Here is a 19922-nt window from a genome sequence, read left to right on the forward strand (position 1 = left end):
ATGACAAAAGTGTTAATAAACGAAAGATTACTAGAAGAAAAAGATGCAAATGTAGCTTATAACGATAGAGGTTATGTATTTGGTGATGGTATTTATGAATATATAAGAGTTTATGACAATCATCCCTTTACTGCCAATGCACATTTTGAAAGATTATTAAGAAGTGCTAAAGAAATTGGCTTAGAATTAAACTATACTGTTAATGGCCTTATAGAACTCGTACGCGAACTGATAGCTGCAAATGGTGTAGTTAATGGCGGTGTATATATTCAAGTAACACGTGGTACTGCACCACGTGACCATGCCTTTCCTACGCCATCAGTAAAAGCGAACATCACAGCTTTTACAAAGACTTATGATCGTCCATATAAGCTATTAGAAGAAGGCATAAATGCCGTGACAACTGAAGATATCCGTTGGTTAAGATGTGATATAAAAAGCTTGAATTTATTAGGCAATGTATTAGCAAAAGAATATGCTGTTAAATATAATGCACAAGAAGCAATTCAGCACCGTGGTGAAACTGTTACAGAAGGATCTTCAAGTAATGTTTACGCAATTAAAGATGGAGTGATTTATACACACCCAATCAACAACTATATTTTGAACGGCATTACACGTATGGTTATAAAAGAAATTGCTCAAGAAAAAGGTGTTTCGTTTAAAGAAGAAACATTTACTTTAGATTTTTTGAAAAATGCGGATGAAGTTTTGGTTTCAAGTACATCAATTGAAGTGATGCCAGTTGTTAAATTAAATGGTGAAGCTGTGGGTGATGGAAAAGTAGGGCCAATCACTAAATCGTTACAAGAAGGATTTAATAGATATATTGACACGCATAGTTAATAATTTCAATAAATGGATAGAAAATGTAACATATATTAAGGTCAAATTATGTTATAATTCTTACTGAGCCGTTTAATAGAATTCCATAAAGGTATGGAATCAAAATGTGAATTTTAATTTCTCATTTATAGTTGAAATAAAGTATTAAAGATTATAAAATCTTTTATATGTCATGAAATTTGGAAGTAAAAAATTTCACAAAAAAAGATAAAGAAATATTAAATTAATACTCTGTTAAGAGCTAATTTATGATATGATGTAAAAGTTATTGTAAATTAGCTCAGATAGTATGAGTATTAATAAATTAAAAAGGACTTGAACCACGATGGGACAATGTGTCAGTCATAAAACTTGAGGCTGCACAATTTTGGTTGGAGTTTATAATTTTGAATTAAAAATTATTATATATGGCTCTCGAAAATTCTTTTCAGGAGCCATTTTCTAGTTGAAAGTGAGGTGAACGTGTTGGAGCAGTTTTATCAATTAGGATGGACGCTTGATTCAGCAGGTGGTGCATCTGGTGAAGCTTATATGGCTGAACAGGATGGACAGAAATTATTTTTAAAAAGAAATTCAAACCCTTTTATTGCAGCCTTATCTGCTGAAGGTATTGTGCCAAAACTAGTTTGGACGAAACGTATCGAAACTGGAGAAGTTGTAACGGCGCAGCATTGGAAAAATGGTAGAGAACTTACTTTCAATGAAATGTACGAACAAAGAGTAGCTAATTTATTGAAAAAAATTCATAGTTCAAGAACACTATTGAATATGTTAAAACGAATGGAAATGGAGCCGATCACACCCGATATTTTGTTAAACAAAATTAACGCTTCATTATCTAGAGAAGTTTTAACGCATCATGTAGTAAGAAAAGCATTGACGTATTTAGAAGATCATATGCCTAATTTAGATCCACGTTTCTTTACGGTTGTGCATGGCGACGTCAACCATAATAATTGGTTATTATCAGATCGTGACGAGCTTTACTTGGTTGATTGGGAAGGTGCGATGATTGCTGATCCTGCAATTGATTTAGGTATGCTGCTATACAATTACGTTCCTGAAAAGAAATGGCCTCACTGGTTAGATGTATATGGAACAAAAGATTCAATGGACTTACAAAAACGTATGAAATGGTATACAGTTATCCAGTCTATAGGTATGGTTCAATGGTACGAAGAACAAAAGCGCTACAAAGATATGAATATGTGGCTTAAATTCTTAAATGAAGTAATGAATAACAATGCTTTTATATAAGGAGTTATCAGAATGAGAATGCGTTACAAGCCTTGGGCAGAAGATTATTTAAAATCACATCCTGAATTAGTGGATATGGATGGTAGTCATGCAAGGCACATAAGTGACTGGTTTGATAAAGATCAAGAAATATATATTGAAATAGGGTCAGGAATGGGACAGTTTATTACGACACTTGCTGGTCAAAATCCTGATATAAATTTTATTTCTTTAGAACGAGAAAAAAGTGTAGTAGTTAATATTGTAGATAAAGTTAAAGAACTTGGCCTTACAAATATTAAATTGATATGTAATGATGCACTGGAGCTCAATGAATATTTCAAAGATGGCGAAATTGATCGTATATATTTGAATTTTTCAGATCCATGGCCTAAAAAACGACATACTAAGCGTAGATTGACGTATCATACGTTTTTAGCACTGTATAAGCAAGTTTTGAAAGAAGATGGGGAACTTCATTTTAAAACTGACAACAGAGGTCTTTTTGCTTATAGTTTAGAGAGTATGTCTCAATTCGGTATGTATTTTACTAAACTCAATTTAAATCTTCATCAGGAAGATGACGAAGATAATATAGAAACTGAGTATGAAAGAAAGTTTTCTGACAAGGGCTCAAGAATTTATCGCATGGAAGCAAAATTCCATAAAAATTTATAATTATTAAAAAATGCCAACAGAGTTATATAACTTTGTTGGCATTTTTTATATTATTCATAATAGTATTGATTGCGTAGAGGAAGGAAATTGAAGAATCAGTGTTTTCAAATCATATCCATTATTTTACGTAGTAAATGTATTGTATTACTATAGAAAGTAATCAACGTTGTTAAATGGAAGATGAGGAGGAATTAAATGATGAAATTAGGCAATTATAAAGTACATTATTTAAACGGGGGTATTACTCATATTGATGGGGGTGCAATGTTTGGCGTTGTACCAAAAGCACTATGGACAAAAAAATACGAGGTGAACGAAAAAAATCAAATCCCATTACCTACACATCCGATACTTATCCAAACTGAGGATAAAAATATTATTGTTGATACTGGTATTGGTACTGGAAAATTAACTGATAAAGAACGTAAAATATTTGGTGTCCATTATGAGAGTGATATGGAAAATGATCTAAAAGCATTAAATCTAACACTAGAGGATATTGATTATGTATTAATGACTCATCTTCATTTTGACCATGCAGCTGGGCTAACGGATAACGATGGACATGCTATTTTCAGTAATGCAATACATGTCCTTCAACAAGATGAATGGCATGAATTCCAAAGTCCCAATATACGTAGTAAATCGACTTACTGGCAGAAAAATAATGGAGATTTTAAAAATAAATTAATATTATTTGAGGACGAGATAGAAATATATCCTGGCATTCAAATCCGTCATACTGGAGGGCATAGTTATGGACATTCAGTAGTCACAATAGAAAGTGAAGGAGAAAAAGCAGTGCACATGGGAGACATCTTCCCGACGCTAGCTCATAGAAATCCATTGTGGGTAACAGCATATGATGACTATCCTATGCAATCCATAAGAGAGAAAGAACGTTTAATTCCAAATTATATCTTGCAAGATTATTGGTTCTTATATTATCATGATGCGAAATACTTTGCTGTGAAATTTGATAAGCATAAATTGAATGAGATAGAAACTTATATTACGAGAAATTAAAAAGGCTAAAGTTATGAACGAAGAGATACGGACTATTACTGTTTTAAAAAAGGATGGGTGTAGTCCTATGTCTAAACAGCGTTAATCTTTATCTCTCGTAATGTATAATCAGTGCTTTAAGCGATTGATACATTACATGTTCAAAACTTTAACCTTTTACTTTTATGATTCACATTCAAGAATATCTATAACTTCTCCACTTTTTGCATCTGCAAAAAAGTCATAATATGTTAATGTTTTATTGTTTTGTGTGGTAATACCACCTTGAAAAACAATAAAATTATTATCGGATTTTTTATACGTAATCGGTTCATTCAATATATAAGATCCTACAACATTCATAAAGTATGTTCTTACTTCAGTAATAATTTTATCTGGATCGTGATATTGTAGATCTTTTTGACGTTTATAAAAATAAGTCGCTCCGACAATTGTTGTTAGTGAAATAAATAAGATGATAAGCCTATTCTTTTTATTTAACATAACACAATCTACCTCCAATAAAGTCATATTTATAGTTTACCATAACGAAGATGATATAATAAATAGTAAGGAGTGAGAGACATTGAATATAGACAATAATAAAACATTAGCTAGAATGAAAACATTAACAGAATTACATGGCGCACCTGGTTTCGAAGATGATGTAAAAGCATACTTGAAAACAGAATTAGAACCATTCGTAGATGATTTTGTTTATAATCGCATGGGTGGCATTTACGGTGTTAAACGTTCGAAAGTAAAGAATCCAAAGCGTGTAATGGTGGCTGCTCACATGGATGAAATTGGTTTTATGATCACAAATATTACAGAAAATGGTATGATACAATTTACAAATTTGGGCGGCGTTGCTACAGATATTTGGCAAGGTCAACGACTTAAAGTAAAATCGCGTAAAAATGAAGAAATCACCGGTGTGGTTGCGAATATACCTAAACATTTTAGAACAGGTAATGAAGGTGCACCGAAAATTGAAGATTTACTTTTAGATATTGGCTGTGAAAATCAAAAAGATGTAAGAAAACGTGGCATTGAAATTGGTGATTCAATTGTTCCAGAAACACCCTTCACACAATTATCAGAGCATCGTTTCTCAAGTAAAGCGTGGGATAATCGTTATGGTTGTTTGCTTGGTATTGAATTATTGGAATTATTAAAAGATGTAGAGCTTGGCTATGACTTATATGTAGGTGCCAATGTTCAAGAAGAAGTTGGTTTAAGAGGAGCTAAAGCATCTGCTGAATTGATAGACCCTGATGTGGCTTTTGTAGTAGACTGTTCACCAGCCAATGATATGAAGGGTAAACAAAATTTATCTGGAGAATTAGGTGCAGGTACACTAATTAGAATTAAAGATGGTACGATGCTACTTAAGCCAACTTTTAGAGATTACTTACTAGATTTAGCTGATGAATTTAAAATTAAGCATCAATATTATATTTCACCTGGTGGCACTGATGGTGGCGAAATTCACAAAGCAAAAATCGGTATCCCAACCGCAGTAATTGGAGTTTGTGCACGATATATTCATAGTACAAACGCAGTGTTTGATATAAGAGATTACGAAGCTGCAAGAGAATTATTAACACAAGCTACTACCCAATTAGATGATTCGAAAATTGAAGAATTACAATATAAATAACACATGAAGGAGAGATTAGATGCAACAATTAGAAACTGAACAACAATTTGAGCAACTTAAAAACGAGCAAACAGTATTTTTATTTACGGCTGATTGGTGTCCTGATTGTAAAGTGATTGAGCCCGAATTACCACAGTTAGAGGATAAATACACTGATTATAAATTCATTTCAGTTGATAGAGATAAATTTATAGATATTTGTGTGGAAAATGGCATTATGGGCATACCGAGTTTTCTAGTTTTTCGTAACGGCTTACAAATCGGTAGTTATATTGGAAAAGAGCGAAAATCCATCGAACAAATTGATGACTTTTTAGCATCTTTATAAAAAAATTTATTTTGTAAATAATTCATGTTGAAATATAAAAATATATACCCTTAGAACTTACATTTTTTCTGTTCCTAAGGGTGTATTTATTGTAAACTATAATAAGGCACGTAAATAGGAGTGTTAACAATGAATGTCTTTCAAATGAGAGATAAATTAAAAGATCGATTAAGCAAACCAGAAGTGAAGTTTACTTTTAATCGAGAAGATGAAACGCTACGTATATCTAGAGTAGACAATGGCAAAGGTGTCACTGTAAAAGTTGCTACGATAGTAGCTAAATATAAAGAACAAAAAGAAAATATAGTAGATGAAATTGTATATTATGTAGAAGAAGCTATTGAACAAATGAAAGGGGAGGGGCTATCAGAGGTTAATAGTGCCCAAATCATGCCAGTATTGAGATCCCCAAGTTTTGATAAAAAAGATAAAGATGGTAATGCATTTGTTATAGAAGAACACACTGCAGAAACAAATATTTACTACGTAGTTGATCTAGGGAAATCATATCGTCTTATGGATGAAAAAATGTTAGAGTCAATGAAGTTATCTAAGCAACAATTAAAAGAAATGGCCTTATTTAATGTGCGAAAATTAGATAATAAATATACTACGGATGAAGTAAAAGGCAATATATTTTATTTTATTAACTCTAACGATGGCTATGATGCGAGTAGAATCTTAAACACGACGTTTTTAAATGAAATCCAAGACCAATGTGAAGGTGAAATGTTAGTTGCAGTGCCACATCAGGATGTGTTAATTATTGCAGATATCCGTAATAAAACGGGTTATGACGTAATGGCGCATTTAACTATGGAATTCTTTACAAAAGGTTTAGTCCCAATTACATCATTATCATTAGGTTACGACAAAGGTCATTTTGAGCCTATTTTTATATTAGGAAAAAATAATAAACAAAAAAGAGATCCTAACGTGATACAAAGATTAGAAGCAACAAGAAAGCAATACGAAAATAAAGATAAGAAATAAGGAGTCTATAGACATGAATTTATTTTATAACAAAGAAGCAGTAGGAGACGTTGCGTTTCTACAAGTTGAACCAGCTAGTGGTGAGTTCAATTATGAGTATAAAGGTGATGTTGTTGAAATTAAAAATGAATCTCAAGTTGTAGGTTATAACATTTTTAATGTATCAGAAAAATCAACTATAAGTGGAAATGGGCATGTTAAGTTAACTGAAACACTAGTTAATGAATTTCAAAAAGCCATTGAAGATGCTGGATTTACATTTAAATTAAATGCAGATTTGTCTCCTAAGTTTGTTGTAGGCTATGTTGAAACTAAAGAAAAACATCCAGATGCAGATAAATTAAGTGTACTCAGTGTTGATGTAAGTTCTGAAAAGTTACAGATAGTTTGTGGTGCAGCTAATATCGATGCTGGACAAAAAGTAGTAGTAGCTAAAGTAGGTGCTGTAATGCCAAGCGGTATGGTTATTAAAGATGCTGAGTTAAGAGGCGTAGCTTCAAGTGGTATGATTTGTTCTATGAAGGAACTTGATTTACCAAATGCACCTCAAGAAAAAGGGATTATGGTCTTATCTGATGATTACACAGTTGGCCAAGCATTTTTTGAACAATAGAAGGAGGTAATGTACGAATGAGCTGGTTCGACAAGTTATTTGGAGAAGATAATGATTCTACAGAAGATTATCTTAGTAAAAGAAACCAACGACGTCAAAAAGCTACACAACAAGAACAAGATTCATTACTTCCTCAGAACAATGATGTTTATGAAAGACCCAAAGGAAAATTCAGGTTTCCAATGCGTATTTTAGAAGAAGCGAATGAAGCACAGCATCCAGAAGAAGATTCAATTTCAAAAGATAGTTCGAATCATAGTGATCAACAACACAGTGATCGTCATACTTCAGACTCTATAAATGCCAATCATAAGCAGAGAAGACGTAGACATTTGTATGATAAGACAGCTTCTAATGATGTTAATACACAAACAGAAAATCAGGAGTCACCAAAAGAAACATATTCAGAACCAAAACGAGAATCAAAATCTCATAAAGGTCAACGAATGAGAATACAAACTGATGTTTTACGTGCAAATGCTTCTAAGAAAACTAAAAGAGATACACCTATGTATCATGAGAGTGATTTTAAAGCGAGTGAAGTGCCATCTGCTATATTTGGTACTCAAAAACCCCACCCGCTGGAAAATGGTGTTATAAAACCTTCAGATGAAACTGAAAACGGCAATAACGAGCAAGTTTCAAATTATGAAGGTAACAAAACGCAATCGCAAACTTCAGCACAGGAATCTTCTGAAATACATGACACTAAAATTTATAATGATCAATTTGTAGAACCATCAATTGATGTAGCAGACGACGAAACTTCACAAGTTGATAATAAGCAACCATACTCTTTTGAAGGTAATGACTATATAGAAGCGCAAGTGGAAAAAGATAATAAACAACCACAACAACCTTCTGAACAAAAGCAGCAATCTTCAAATGAACAACCTAAAGTAAACAACACAATTAATATTGAAAATATTTACGCATCACAAATCGTAGAAGAAATTCGAAGAGAACGTGAACGTAAAGTACTTCAAAAACGCCAATTCAAAAAAGCGTTGCAACAAAAACGTCAAGAAAACCAAGATAATAACGAAGACAGCATACAAAAAGCAATAGATGAAATGTATGCCAAACAAGCACACCATTTTATTGGTGAAAGTTCTTTAGACGAAGAGAGCAAAGCCAAAAATGTTTCTGAAAATCAAACAGAAGCATCGATTCAAGACGCTCAACTGTCTGATGATAGTCAACAAAATGAGGATGATACCCGTATAGGTGCTACATCACCATTTAATTATGAAGAAATTGATTTAGATAATGTGCGCGATGTACATAAAATTAATGATGAATATGTAAATGTAGATGCAGATTTAGAATCAGAATCACCTGATAGTGATAATGACATTGAACATCATACATCAGCTGAACACAAATCACTAAATGATGATGTCGAAACAACCATTTCAAACGATGATACTTTAAATACAGTTGAAGATAATAATGAAAATATTTCTGATGAAGATCTTTATGTAGAAGTAGAAGATAATGACGATATATCAGACGCTCAATATAGAGAAGTGACAATGCCACAAAATGAATCACCAGAAGCGGAAAGTATTATACTTGAGTCTGAGACAGAGAGAGAGTTTGAAGATCAGGAATCAGCGACTGAAACAGAACTAAACAGTGCTCAAGATATGACACAACCATCAGAATCAGACATGTCATCGGAGTCTGTATCTAATGAAATAGCTGAAGTGCAACAAGGTTCAGCACAATACAATACAGCGCAATCTGATACTGATCAAGTTGAAACCGAAGATGAAGTTGCTAGTAAAGAAACACAGCTCCTTTCTAGTAGTACGCAATCAAATGCACTTGATAATGAAACAACTGAATCTAACGAATTGACTTCAAACAGAAAACAAACATCAATTAGAAAAGGTAGCAAACCGTTTAATGTTGTTATGACACCTTCTGATAAAAAACGTATGATGGATGCTAAAAAACTTAAAAATAGTAATCAGCATTTTACAAATTCAAGTAACACATCACAATCGTCACGAAATGAAAGTAAAGAAATTGAATCCAATGACCTTGGTACTGAAAGCGTAGTTAAAGCTGAAACAGTTGGACAAGAGCAACCACAGCAAAATCTGACATCGACGTCCGAAACGACAGAACATCCATCAAATTCAATAGATGCATCAAATCATAGTGAACAATCTATCAATCATGGAACGTCAGAAAAACATGACAATGAAATGAATCCATCTTCAGTGGATGGCAATCAATACGTAAGCCATGATGAAACTAAATTTAATAAAAACAATAATGAACATGTGTCACAAATAACACAAAATCAAGAACCAAAATTAAAACCTGAGAAGGTACACAATCAGTTAGATGCTAGTAAGACAACTGATGACAGTGGTAAGCCAACAATTAGAAGAGGGCCTAATATTAAGTTGCCTAACTTAGATTTATTAGAAGAACCTAAACAACACGAAATTGATAACGTTTGGATCGAAGATAAAAAACAAGAGCTTAATGATGCATTTTATTATTTTAATGTTCCAGCTGAAGTTCAAAATGTTACTGAAGGACCAAGTGTCACACGTTTTGAATTGTCAGTAGAAAAAGGTGTCAAAGTTTCTAGAATAACTGCATTGCAAGATGACATTAAAATGGCGCTAGCAGCTAAAGATATTCGTATAGAAGCACCAATTCCTGGTACTAGCCTTGTGGGCATAGAAGTTCCTAATCAGAATGCTGCCACAGTCAATTTACGTTCAATTATTGAAGATCCTACATTTAAAAATGCAGAGTCTAAATTAACTGTTGCTATGGGGCTTAGAATTAATAATGAACCATTACTTATGGATATATCTAAAACGCCACACGCACTTATTGCTGGTGCAACAGGTTCTGGTAAATCTGTATGTATAAATAGTATTTTAATGTCACTATTATATAAAAATCATCCAGAAGAGCTAAAATTATTACTTATTGATCCTAAAATGGTAGAATTGGCACCATATAATGATTTACCACATTTGGTAGCGCCTGTAATTACTGACGTAAAAGCGGCTACGCAAAGCTTAAAATGGGCTGTAGAAGAAATGGAACGTCGTTATAAAGTGTTCGCAAAATATCACGTAAGAAATATTACTGCTTTTAATAAGAAAGCAACATATGAAGATAGAATGCCAAAAATTGTTATAGTTATAGATGAATTAGCTGATTTAATGATGATGGCTCCACAAGAAGTAGAACAATCTATCGCACGTATTGCACAAAAAGCACGTGCTTGTGGTATTCATATGTTAGTAGCAACACAACGCCCATCAGTGAATGTCATTACAGGTTTAATTAAAGCAAATATACCTACAAGAATTGCATTTATGGTATCGTCTAGTGTCGATTCAAGAACAATTCTAGATAGTGGCGGTGCTGAACGCTTGTTAGGATATGGAGATATGCTTTATTTAGGCAGTGGTATGAATAAACCGATACGTGTTCAAGGCACATTTGTATCGGATGATGAAATTGACGATGTTGTTGATTTTATAAAACAACAAAGAGATCCAGAATATTTATTTGAAGAAAAAGAATTATTGAAAAAAACGGAAGCACAACCTCAGGATAGTTTATTTGATGATGTATGTAGATTTATGTTGAAAGAAGGTCATATTTCCACTTCATTAGTCCAACGCCATTTCCAAATCGGTTATAATCGTGCAGCGAGAATTGTAGACCAATTAGAACAATTAGGTTATGTTTCTGGAGCAAATGGTTCAAAACCAAGAGATGTATACATTACAGAATTAGATTTGAATGAGAATTAAATAGAGATAAAGGAGTGTTACAATGACACATTATCATTTTGTCGGCATAAAAGGTGCCGGCATGAGTTCATTAGCACAAATAATGCATGATCTTGGAAATGAAGTACAAGGTTCAGATATAAATAATTATGTTTTTACAGAGGTGGCATTACAAAATAAAGGTATTAAAATATTACCTTTTGACGAAAATAATATAAAAGAAGACATGGTAATTGTTCAAGGTAACGCATTTCCAAATTCACACGAAGAGGTTGTTAAGGCGAATGAATTAAAACTTGATGTCATACGTTATCACGACTTTTTAGGTCATGTTATCAGTCAATATACATCTGTAGCTGTAACAGGTGCACATGGTAAAACATCTACAACCGGTTTATTGTCACACGTGATGAATGGGGATAAAAAGACATCATTTTTAATTGGAGATGGCACTGGTTTAGGTATTCCTGCAAGTGATTATTTCGCATTTGAAGCTTGTGAATACCGTAGACATTTCCTAAGCTATCATCCAGATTATGCTATTATGACAAACATTGATTTTGATCATCCAGATTATTTTAAAGATGTTGAAGACGTGTTTAGTGCTTTCCAAGAAATGGCACATAACGTAAAAAAAGCAATTATTGCGTGGGGTGATGATGATCACTTACGTAAGATAGAAGCAGATGTCCCAGTATATTATTATGGTTTTTCAAAAAATGATGATGTATATGCGGATAACCTACAAATTAGTGAAAATGGAACTAAATTTGATGTATACATTAAAGATGAATATTATGATACGTTCTTATCTCCACAATTTGGAGATCACAATATATTAAATGGACTTGCCGTTATTACAGTTAGCTATCTTGAAAGTTTAGATGTAAATAATATAAAAGAAGCCTTAGAAACTTTTGGTGGCGTAAAAAGAAGATTTAATGAGACAAAAGTGGGAAAACAAGTATTAGTTGACGATTATGCACACCATCCTAGAGAGATTAGTGCTACAATTGAGACAGCTAGAAAGAAATATCCAAATAAAGAAGTTGTAACTGTATTCCAGCCTCATACTTTTAGTCGAACGCAAGCATTCTTGGATGATTTTGCTGAAAGTTTAAATTTAGCAGATAAAACTTTCTTATGTGAAATTTTTGGTTCAATAAGAGAAAATACTGGTAATTTAACAATTCAAGATTTACTCCAAAGAATTGATAATGCGACATTAATTGATGAAACCACTGTGAATGCGTTAGAACAATATAGTGATGCAGTTATTTTATTTATGGGCGCGGGCGATATTCAGAAGATTCAACGTGCTTATATGAAAGAAATGGGTGTTACTACCTCATTTTAATATGTTTATGTTAAAATGATTTGGGTATTTATATTAAATAACAACATATGATTAATAGGAGGCGTTTTAAATGGAATGGATTTTACCTATAGCTGGTATTATTGCGGCGATTGCTTTTCTTATTTTAGTAATTGGTATCGTTGTAATTTTACTTTCAGTTAAGAAAAACTTAGATCACGTTGCAAAAACTCTTGATGGTGTTGAAGGACAAATTCAAGGTATTACACGTGAATCTACGGACTTACTTCATAAAGCAAATCGCTTAACTGAAGATATCCAAGACAAATCAGATCGTTTGAATTCTGTAGTTGATGCAGTGAAAGGCATCGGCGAATCAGCTCAAACGTTAAATGGTTCAGTTGATCGAGTTACAAACTCAATCACGCACAATATTTCTCAAAATGAAGATAAAATTTCTCAAGTAGTTCAATGGTCAAATGTAGCAATGGAAGTTGCTGACAAATGGCAAAACAGAAGAAATCGTAGAGATAGTGCAAATTATAAAGCGAGCAGTGTAGCAGATGATTCTAATCATAGCTATACTACACGTGTAGATAATAAATAATTCGTATATTTAAACAAACAAATGCACTTAAATGAGGTATGAAACTTATTTAAGTGCATTTGTTATAGGGGGCATTCAATTATGAAGTACTATAACCGTGATAATTACGAAAGAAATGTAGAAAGCTATGAAGTACCGGAATATTTTACTAAAGGTGCCAGAAATGATTTTGTTTACGGATTTCTCATAGGCGCATTTATTGGTTCAGCTGTTGGTTTAATTTCTATAAGCAAGTCACGCACTAAAGATAAATCTCAAGTTGATTCTGAAGATGAATCACGCTTTAAATCTAGTATTATTGAGCAGTCTGAAAGTGAACAAGCTGACGCTGAACAACAAGTAGATGGTATTAAATCTACTGTTGCAGATGCGCAAAACAAAGATACTGAAATAACAGATTCTGAACTTGCTGCTCAAAAAGTGGCAATTCAGCAAGAAACTTCAGACAACAATTTAGCAGATACGTCACCACAAGCACAAGACCTTCAAGATGATAATAATTTGGAGCAGAGTGACGATACAACAACACATATTGATCCTAATTCAGAACCGACTGAGGACGAGGTCAATGCGCAACAGAATGCTATTAAAGAAGAATCTGCAGATAATAACTTAGCTGATTCTAGTACTACACCTTCAAATAATAATGGTGCACAAACTGCAGCTGCAGCAACAGGTGGTGCAATAGCAGCAGGTAGTTTAGCTAAAGTTGCACATGATAAAAAGCAATCATTAAATAATGATTCACAAGTTTCAGAAAACACTGATAATCTTTTGAAATCTGAAGAAACAACGAAAGGTGATACTCAAAAAGATGCGCCTAACCTAGAAACTAAAAACTCAAAAGAAGATGAAAGCAAAAATAATAGTCATTTGAAAGCAGGCGCTTTAGCAGGTACTGTCACAGCATCTGGATTAGCGTTAGCAGCTAAAAATAAAAACAAAGCTTTAAATGACGATGATAAAGTTGCAGAAAACACAGCAAGTTTATTAAAACCAGAATCACCTAAACAAAGCATCAAAAAAGATGTGCCTAATTTAGTAACACCAAAAGTTGGTCATGCTGTAGAATCAACTGATAAAGTAGAAAACTCTGCAGACAAAAATAAAAGTAATGCGATTGTAAAACCAGAAAAAGCTGAACAACGTGTAAAACAAACACATAAATCTGTAAATTTCAAAGATGGTATTATTGTTCATAATGAAGCAGAAACTGGTCTTAGCAATCAAACTGCAAACACAGCACATCAGAGCGAAGCTACTACAAATGAAACAGATAAAACGTCAACATTTAAAGATGGTATCCTTGTGCATGATAAAGCAGAAACTGATATTAGCAATCAAAGTGCAAGCAAAGAGCAACAGAACGAAGCCACTACAAATGAAACAGATAAAACATCATCATTTAAAGATGGCATCCTTGTGCATGATGAAGTAGAAACTAATAAAACAACAAATAATAGTGAGACACAACAAAGTAAAGATGTAGATAATGAACCAACTTACTCTAAAAACAGATCGCAATTGAAAAAATCAGAAAAATCTCAAAGTAAAATAGATAAAAGAACTTTTAATGATTAATCATTACTACAAATGAAATATAATAAAAGGCATCGAACAAAACTTGTTCGATGCCTTTTTAATTTATACTTTTTAGGATCTAGGTTATGTAAAGTGTAATACGAATTAGAATTTATTATACTCATTGTGTCTCTTGAAACGATTATTTTGCCATTTTTGAAGTATTATAATTACACAAATAACTAGGATGCATCTAGAACGTTATTTAAGTCATCTAGAATGCTTATAAATGCTTTATTGCATATATTTGATTGATTAGACGATATAGCTATATTTTGATGCCTCAACGTGCAATATGCTTTAAAAATTTAATCGGACGCTTAAAATTAACGAGAACCTTTTTTTAGTGCTTTTTAAAGGAAAAAACTGTGTGACATAAATGTATTTATTTAATAGATGAATGATTAAATCATCATTTAGAAAGTACAATTCAGCATTTATATGAAAAATAAATTGAATTAAATGAAACTTAAGTTAATAAAGTATAGAAAATGAATGAATAGTGTAAAATATTACTGGTAAATGACTGAAAATTCAGTTACCATTAGGGATATTCACTTGCAGAAAGTGAAATTTTAACAATCATGACTTGAACTTATAACTAGTTATTGTTAGAATTACGTTTAACAAATATTTTATCGCTTTAAAGCAGAATAAAATATCGATTTTAAATTTTTCATAGAGGTGAATAAAATGACAGACAAATTACAAGAATTCAGAAGCGAGATTGTTAATATTAATGAAGAAATTTTAAATCTTTTATCTAAAAGAGGAAAAATAGCACAAAACATTGGTGAGGAAAAACGTAAGCAAGGTACAGCTGTGTACGATCCTCAACGTGAAAAAGAAATGATTAACAAACTAATAGATAAAAATGAAGGTCCATTTAACGATAATGTGATCAAACAATTATTCAAGGAAATTTTTAAAGCCTCTACTGATTTACAAAAATCTGAAAATGAAAAACATTTATATGTATCAAGAAAATTAAAACCAGAAGATACAATCGTTCAATTCGATAATGGAGGTATTATTGGAAGTGGTAACAAATCATTCGTATTTGGACCATGTTCAGTTGAATCTCAAGAGCAAGTTGATGCAGTTGCAGCTAATTTACAAGCTAGAGGCGAAAAATTCATTAGAGGTGGTGCTTTCAAACCACGTACATCTCCATATGATTTCCAAGGCTTAGGTGTTGAAGGTCTTAAAATTCTTAAAAATACTAAAGATAAATACGGTCTAAATGTAGTAAGTGAAATTGTAAATCCTGCAGATTTTGAAGTAGCAGATGATTATTTAGATGTATTCCAAATTGGTGCACGTAATATGCAAAACTTTGAATTATTAAAAGAAGCAGGTCGTTCAAATAAACCAGTATTATTAAAACGTGGTTTATCTGCAACAATTGAAGAATTTATCTTTGCAGCAGAATACATTGCTTCTCAAGGTAATGAAAACATTATTCTTTGTGAACGCGGAATCCGTACTTACGAAAAAGCAACAAGAAACACATTAGATATCTCTGCAGTACCTATTTTAAAACAAGGTACTCACTTACCAGTAATGGTTGACGTTACCCATAGTACAGGACGTAAAGATATCATGTTACCAACAGCTAAAGCTGGCTTAGCAGTAGGTGCAGATGGTATTATGGCTGAAGTTCATCCTGACCCATCAGTTGCATTAAGTGATAGTGGACAACAAATGGACTTCGATGAATTCGAGAATTTCTATAATGAAATTAGACCATTAGCTGATATGTACAATAACAAACAATTAAAATAAGAAATATAAAAAAGCCCCTGTTACGTTACTACTTAAGTAGTGAACTGTAATAGGGGTTTTTTTGCTTTCATATTGTTTTTAAAATGAATGAAGTATAATGTTAGCAATTTATAAAATGCTCATACTTTGGAGTGATATGACAAATGTATAGAGTATTTAAATATAAAATAAAAAATAAATGATGAATCATCATATTACGCTTGATTTTAATGAAAAACATAAAAATTTAAACGAAAAAGGTTTGTTTTCACTGGAAATAAGAAATATAATACATTTAGTAGGTTTATAATTTTATAAGATGACATAATTATGACATTCAAAACAAAACTATTTTACATTTAGTAAAAATATGGTAAACTTTGAAAATATTATGAAAACAGAGTATAATAATAAAGAAATCGCTTTCAAGGAGGAAATTATGACTGTAACTATATATGATGTAGCTAGAGAAGCAAGAGTTTCTATGGCAACTGTCTCACGTGTTGTTAATGGCAATCAAAATGTTAAACCCGAAACACGTGACAAAGTAAACGATGTTATTAATAAATTGAACTACCGTCCAAACGCAGTAGCAAGAGGATTAGCTAGTAAACGAACTACAACAGTAGGCGTTATTATTCCAGATATTTCTAATGTCTATTATTCGCAACTTGCTCGAGGGTTAGAAGATATAGCAACAATGTATAAATATCATTCAATTATTTCAAATTCTGATAATGATCCAAGTAAAGAAAAAGAAATTTTTAACAATCTTTTAAGTAAACAAGTAGATGGTATTATTTTCTTAGGTGGAACAATTTCTGAAGAAATTAAAGAATTGATTAATAAATCTTCAGTACCTGTAGTAGTTTCAGGTACAAATGGTAAAGATGAAGGTATTTCATCTGTAAATATTGATTTTAAATCAGCAGCTAAACAAATCACGAACCAATTAATCGAAAACGGCGCAAAAACATTTGCTTTTGTCGGTGGCGATTATTCTAAAAAAGCACAAGAAGATGTGCTAGTAGGATTAAAAGACGTTTTAGCAGAGCATAAACTTTCATTAGATGAATCATTGATTTTTAATGGTAATGAAACATATAAAGATGGTCTACGTGCATTTGATGCATTGAAATCTGCTAAGCCAGATGCAATTCTATCAATCAGTGATGAACAAGCAATAGGTCTAGTTCATGCTGCTCAAGATGCAGGTATTAACGTTCCAGAGTCATTACAAATTGTAAGTTTTAACAATACTAGACTTGTTGAAATGGTAAGACCTCAATTATCTAGTGTAATCCAACCGTTATACGATATTGGGGCAGTGGGTATGAGACTTCTTACTAAATATATGAATGATGAAGAAATCGAAGAGCCTAATGTGATTTTACCTCATAGAGTTGAGTATAGAGGTACTACAAAATAGATTTTTTATAGATTCAACAATGTATAATTAACAATAACTTCAGTGTTAATAAATGATAATGAAATATAAAAAACGAAATTCTTATTAATTAAGAATTTCGTTTTTTTATTTAAATTGAAAACTTAAACCAGTATGATAAGATGTTGATTTATTTAAAACCAACTCAGTACTTGTTTGGCATATTTTAAATTTGTTTCTGTAATTTCTTTTTGCCTAGGTATTATTTGATAGTCAGTTTTTTCATCGGTCCAAGTTTGTGGTAGTTCGCAAGGCGCGTATTGTTGCCATTTTGTTAACCATTTATCAGGCAAACGGCCAGTTTGTGGTTTTTCTCCGATTAAAGCTAAAAAAACGTGGCTCCAAGCCCGTGGGACAACTTTCCATATATTATAGCCGCCGCCACCAAACATTAATACTTTACCTTTTGTGTATTTATCTGCTAAATCTTTAATGATATATGGAATTTCATAGAGTGATTCTAGAGTACAATTCAAATGCGTGAGTGGATCTAAGTAGTGAATGTCAACGCCATGTACACTCACAATAATATCTGGTTTAAATGATGCCACTATAGGTTCTATCGTTTCTTTAAAGGTTTCTAAAAATGAATCATCTTCTGTATAAGGTTCAAGTGGAATATTTACTGTATAACCGAAACCTTGTTCACTACCTCGTTCCGTGTAACGTCCTGATCCAGGGAAAAGAAATTTTCCAGTTTCGTGTATCGAATAAATTAAAGCTTGATCATTTGTATAAAAACTCCATTGTGTTCCATCACCATGATGTGCATCTGTATCAATACATAGCACGCGTTGGTCATATTTTTGTATGAGATAAGCGATAGTAACTGCAACGTCATTGTAAATACAAAATCCATTCGCACGACCTGGTAGGCTATGGTGTAAACCGCCACCTAAATGGCAGCCATTGGTGACTGTATCATCCATGATGTGATCAGCCAAATTCAATGCTCCACCCACAATACGTGCACTGTGCTTGTGCATCATTCTAAATTGCATCGTATCATCACCGTCTAATCCATACTTCTTAGCTTCATTGTCACTTAAAATACCATGTGAAGCACGTCTGATAGCTTGGATATAATCATGAGAATGAATTAATGATAATTCGGTATCATTAGCTATACGTGGTTTAATAATATGATGTGATTTTAAATAACCTAAATCTGTTAATAATTCTGTTGTTAATTTTAATCTCATTTGGTTAAATGGATGGCTATTACTAAAACGATATTGCAGTATTTCATTAGAATAGACAAAGCCCGTTGATTGTTGCGTATTACTCATATGTTTCTCCCCTTTAAAAGAAAAAGCGATTCATGAAGCGAATGTCATCAAATGCTTGTAATTGTTCTATAGAAATTCTTGAACCAATTCTTGCCATAAGACAATTAGCAGGATGACTTGTAATTTCTGGGTCATCTGTGGCAAATACTTCAAGGCCCCCATAACCCATCAGTTTTTGCATTAATTTTTTATATTCATATACATCAAGCCCAGAATTTTTCAAATCCCAATGCCAATAATATTCAGTAGTTAACACGATGTAATCTTCATATTCATCAGCAGCTAAACTGACTTTGATAAGCTCACTTCCTAAATGTAAATCGCGATAAGCTAAACTTAATTCTATAGCTCCTAATTCTATTAAGTATTCCAAATTACCACTAGACCAACGTTCTAATGGATCTGGGTAATGATAAGTGACATAACCGATAATATGTTGTGAATTGCGCAACACAAAAATTCTACCTTCTTCTAATTCACTAATTTCTTTTATTGCTTCAAATTGATCCGTAGGTGGGCGAAATGCAAAGAGCCCATCATCAAATGTCATAGATTCAAGACTACTTCTTAAAACAGGACCTTCTATCACAAATGTTCCTTCATCCAAGTGATAAGTTTGAGATTGATATGTTTTTATATGTTCCATTTTTTCACTCCAAACTACCGCATACACATACAGTAAACAATCTAATATAAGTCTATTATAAGTTAAAAAAGTTTAAAATAACACAATAATGTATTCGTTTACACACTATTATTTTGAAAATTTTGACAATAT

General features: G+C 32.4%; 17 protein-coding genes. 14 read left to right on the top strand and 3 right to left on the bottom strand.

Features of this window, described 5'->3' with window-relative positions; genetic code table 11:
* From dat to AOB58_RS01150, 4 genes are all read left to right on the top strand, one after another.
* Positions 1 to 846 (top strand): D-amino-acid transaminase, encoded by an 846-nt coding sequence (gene dat, locus AOB58_RS01135; RefSeq protein WP_021339046.1) that lies wholly within the window; start codon positions 1 to 3, stop codon positions 844 to 846.
* 465 nt (positions 847 to 1311) lie between these two features.
* The gene (locus AOB58_RS01140; protein ID WP_002507308.1) at positions 1312 to 2103 is read left to right on the top strand and encodes a phosphotransferase family protein; all 792 of its coding nucleotides are present in this window, start codon (positions 1312 to 1314) and stop codon (positions 2101 to 2103) included.
* Positions 2104 to 2115: 12 nt separating this feature from the next.
* Positions 2116 to 2760, top strand: a complete 645-nt coding sequence (trmB, locus tag AOB58_RS01145) for a tRNA (guanosine(46)-N7)-methyltransferase TrmB (RefSeq protein WP_002507309.1) — start codon at positions 2116 to 2118, stop codon at positions 2758 to 2760.
* A gap of 198 nt (positions 2761 to 2958) precedes the next feature.
* Positions 2959 to 3786, top strand: a complete 828-nt coding sequence (locus AOB58_RS01150) for a YtnP family quorum-quenching lactonase (protein WP_031265958.1) — start codon at positions 2959 to 2961, stop codon at positions 3784 to 3786.
* A gap of 162 nt (positions 3787 to 3948) precedes the next feature.
* Here AOB58_RS01150 and AOB58_RS01155 read toward each other — a convergent pair whose 3' ends face one another.
* Positions 3949 to 4269, bottom strand: coding sequence for a hypothetical protein (locus AOB58_RS01155; protein WP_021339048.1), 321 nt, complete (start codon positions 4267 to 4269; stop codon positions 3949 to 3951).
* A gap of 115 nt (positions 4270 to 4384) precedes the next feature.
* On the opposite strand from AOB58_RS01155, the gene AOB58_RS01160 reads away from it, so the two are divergent.
* The 10 genes from AOB58_RS01160 (at position 4385) to ccpA (ending at position 17837) form a co-directional block, all read left to right on the top strand.
* Positions 4385 to 5428, top strand: coding sequence for a M42 family metallopeptidase (locus AOB58_RS01160; RefSeq protein ID WP_369965107.1), 1044 nt, complete (start codon positions 4385 to 4387; stop codon positions 5426 to 5428).
* Between the two features lie 19 nt (positions 5429 to 5447).
* Complete coding sequence (locus tag AOB58_RS01165; protein ID WP_064782822.1) at positions 5448 to 5756, top strand: thioredoxin family protein; 309 nt, start codon at positions 5448 to 5450, stop codon at positions 5754 to 5756.
* Positions 5757 to 5885: 129 nt separating this feature from the next.
* On the top strand, positions 5886 to 6749 hold the full coding sequence (locus tag AOB58_RS01170; RefSeq protein ID WP_021339051.1) for a DUF1444 domain-containing protein: 864 nt from the start codon (positions 5886 to 5888) through the stop codon (positions 6747 to 6749).
* A gap of 13 nt (positions 6750 to 6762) precedes the next feature.
* On the top strand, positions 6763 to 7362 hold the full coding sequence (ytpR, locus tag AOB58_RS01175; RefSeq protein WP_064782823.1) for a YtpR family tRNA-binding protein: 600 nt from the start codon (positions 6763 to 6765) through the stop codon (positions 7360 to 7362).
* Between the two features lie 17 nt (positions 7363 to 7379).
* A complete protein-coding gene (locus tag AOB58_RS01180) occupies positions 7380 to 11162 on the top strand; it encodes a DNA translocase FtsK (protein ID WP_021339052.1) in 3783 nt (1260 codons plus the stop codon).
* Between the two features lie 22 nt (positions 11163 to 11184).
* Positions 11185 to 12498, top strand: a complete 1314-nt coding sequence (gene murC, locus AOB58_RS01185; RefSeq protein ID WP_021339053.1) for a UDP-N-acetylmuramate--L-alanine ligase — start codon at positions 11185 to 11187, stop codon at positions 12496 to 12498.
* A gap of 70 nt (positions 12499 to 12568) precedes the next feature.
* The gene (locus AOB58_RS01190) at positions 12569 to 13063 is read left to right on the top strand and encodes a DUF948 domain-containing protein (protein ID WP_002507318.1); all 495 of its coding nucleotides are present in this window, start codon (positions 12569 to 12571) and stop codon (positions 13061 to 13063) included.
* Positions 13064 to 13144: 81 nt separating this feature from the next.
* Complete coding sequence (locus tag AOB58_RS01195; protein WP_021339054.1) at positions 13145 to 14644, top strand: hypothetical protein; 1500 nt, start codon at positions 13145 to 13147, stop codon at positions 14642 to 14644.
* Between the two features lie 693 nt (positions 14645 to 15337).
* Positions 15338 to 16429 carry a bifunctional 3-deoxy-7-phosphoheptulonate synthase/chorismate mutase gene (locus AOB58_RS01200; RefSeq protein WP_021339055.1) on the top strand — a complete coding sequence of 364 codons (1092 nt, stop codon included), beginning with the start codon at positions 15338 to 15340 and terminating at the stop codon, positions 16427 to 16429.
* Positions 16430 to 16847: 418 nt separating this feature from the next.
* Positions 16848 to 17837, top strand: a complete 990-nt coding sequence (gene ccpA, locus AOB58_RS01205; protein ID WP_002507321.1) for a catabolite control protein A — start codon at positions 16848 to 16850, stop codon at positions 17835 to 17837.
* Between the two features lie 152 nt (positions 17838 to 17989).
* On the opposite strand, the gene AOB58_RS01210 is transcribed toward ccpA, so the two are convergent.
* Positions 17990 to 19144: an acetoin utilization protein AcuC gene (locus AOB58_RS01210; protein WP_002507322.1), complete on the bottom strand. Its 1155-nt coding sequence runs from the start codon at positions 19142 to 19144 to the stop codon at positions 17990 to 17992.
* Positions 19145 to 19157: 13 nt separating this feature from the next.
* Positions 19158 to 19790 (bottom strand): hypothetical protein, encoded by a 633-nt coding sequence (locus tag AOB58_RS01215; RefSeq protein ID WP_021339056.1) that lies wholly within the window; start codon positions 19788 to 19790, stop codon positions 19158 to 19160.
* Between the last annotated feature and the right edge of the window lie 132 nt (positions 19791 to 19922).

It is taken from the genome of Staphylococcus sp. AntiMn-1, assembly GCF_001663395.1.
In the GTDB taxonomy this organism is placed as follows: Bacteria; Bacillota; Bacilli; order Staphylococcales; family Staphylococcaceae; genus Staphylococcus; species Staphylococcus equorum.

What these genes read in the sequence shown, in the direction of transcription:
- AOB58_RS01165 (WP_064782822.1), top strand. Translation starts at nt 5,448, where the DNA reads ATGCAACAATTAGAAACTGAACAACAATTTGAGCAACTTAAAAACGAG.
- ytpR (WP_064782823.1), top strand. Translation starts at nt 6,763, where the DNA reads ATGAATTTATTTTATAACAAAGAAGCAGTAGGAGACGTTGCGTTTCTA.
- AOB58_RS01155 (WP_021339048.1), bottom strand. Translation starts at nt 4,269, where the DNA reads ATGTTAAATAAAAAGAATAGGCTTATCATCTTATTTATTTCACTAACA.
- AOB58_RS01170 (WP_021339051.1), top strand. Translation starts at nt 5,886, where the DNA reads ATGAATGTCTTTCAAATGAGAGATAAATTAAAAGATCGATTAAGCAAA.
- AOB58_RS01215 (WP_021339056.1), bottom strand. Translation starts at nt 19,790, where the DNA reads ATGGAACATATAAAAACATATCAATCTCAAACTTATCACTTGGATGAA.
- AOB58_RS01190 (WP_002507318.1), top strand. Translation starts at nt 12,569, where the DNA reads ATGGAATGGATTTTACCTATAGCTGGTATTATTGCGGCGATTGCTTTT.
- AOB58_RS01180 (WP_021339052.1), top strand. Translation starts at nt 7,380, where the DNA reads ATGAGCTGGTTCGACAAGTTATTTGGAGAAGATAATGATTCTACAGAA.
- AOB58_RS01160 (WP_369965107.1), top strand. Translation starts at nt 4,385, where the DNA reads ATGAAAACATTAACAGAATTACATGGCGCACCTGGTTTCGAAGATGAT.
- dat (WP_021339046.1), top strand. Translation starts at nt 1, where the DNA reads ATGACAAAAGTGTTAATAAACGAAAGATTACTAGAAGAAAAAGATGCA.
- AOB58_RS01210 (WP_002507322.1), bottom strand. Translation starts at nt 19,144, where the DNA reads ATGAGTAATACGCAACAATCAACGGGCTTTGTCTATTCTAATGAAATA.
- AOB58_RS01200 (WP_021339055.1), top strand. Translation starts at nt 15,338, where the DNA reads ATGACAGACAAATTACAAGAATTCAGAAGCGAGATTGTTAATATTAAT.
- AOB58_RS01150 (WP_031265958.1), top strand. Translation starts at nt 2,959, where the DNA reads ATGAAATTAGGCAATTATAAAGTACATTATTTAAACGGGGGTATTACT.
- AOB58_RS01195 (WP_021339054.1), top strand. Translation starts at nt 13,145, where the DNA reads ATGAAGTACTATAACCGTGATAATTACGAAAGAAATGTAGAAAGCTAT.
- murC (WP_021339053.1), top strand. Translation starts at nt 11,185, where the DNA reads ATGACACATTATCATTTTGTCGGCATAAAAGGTGCCGGCATGAGTTCA.
- ccpA (WP_002507321.1), top strand. Translation starts at nt 16,848, where the DNA reads ATGACTGTAACTATATATGATGTAGCTAGAGAAGCAAGAGTTTCTATG.
- trmB (WP_002507309.1), top strand. Translation starts at nt 2,116, where the DNA reads ATGAGAATGCGTTACAAGCCTTGGGCAGAAGATTATTTAAAATCACAT.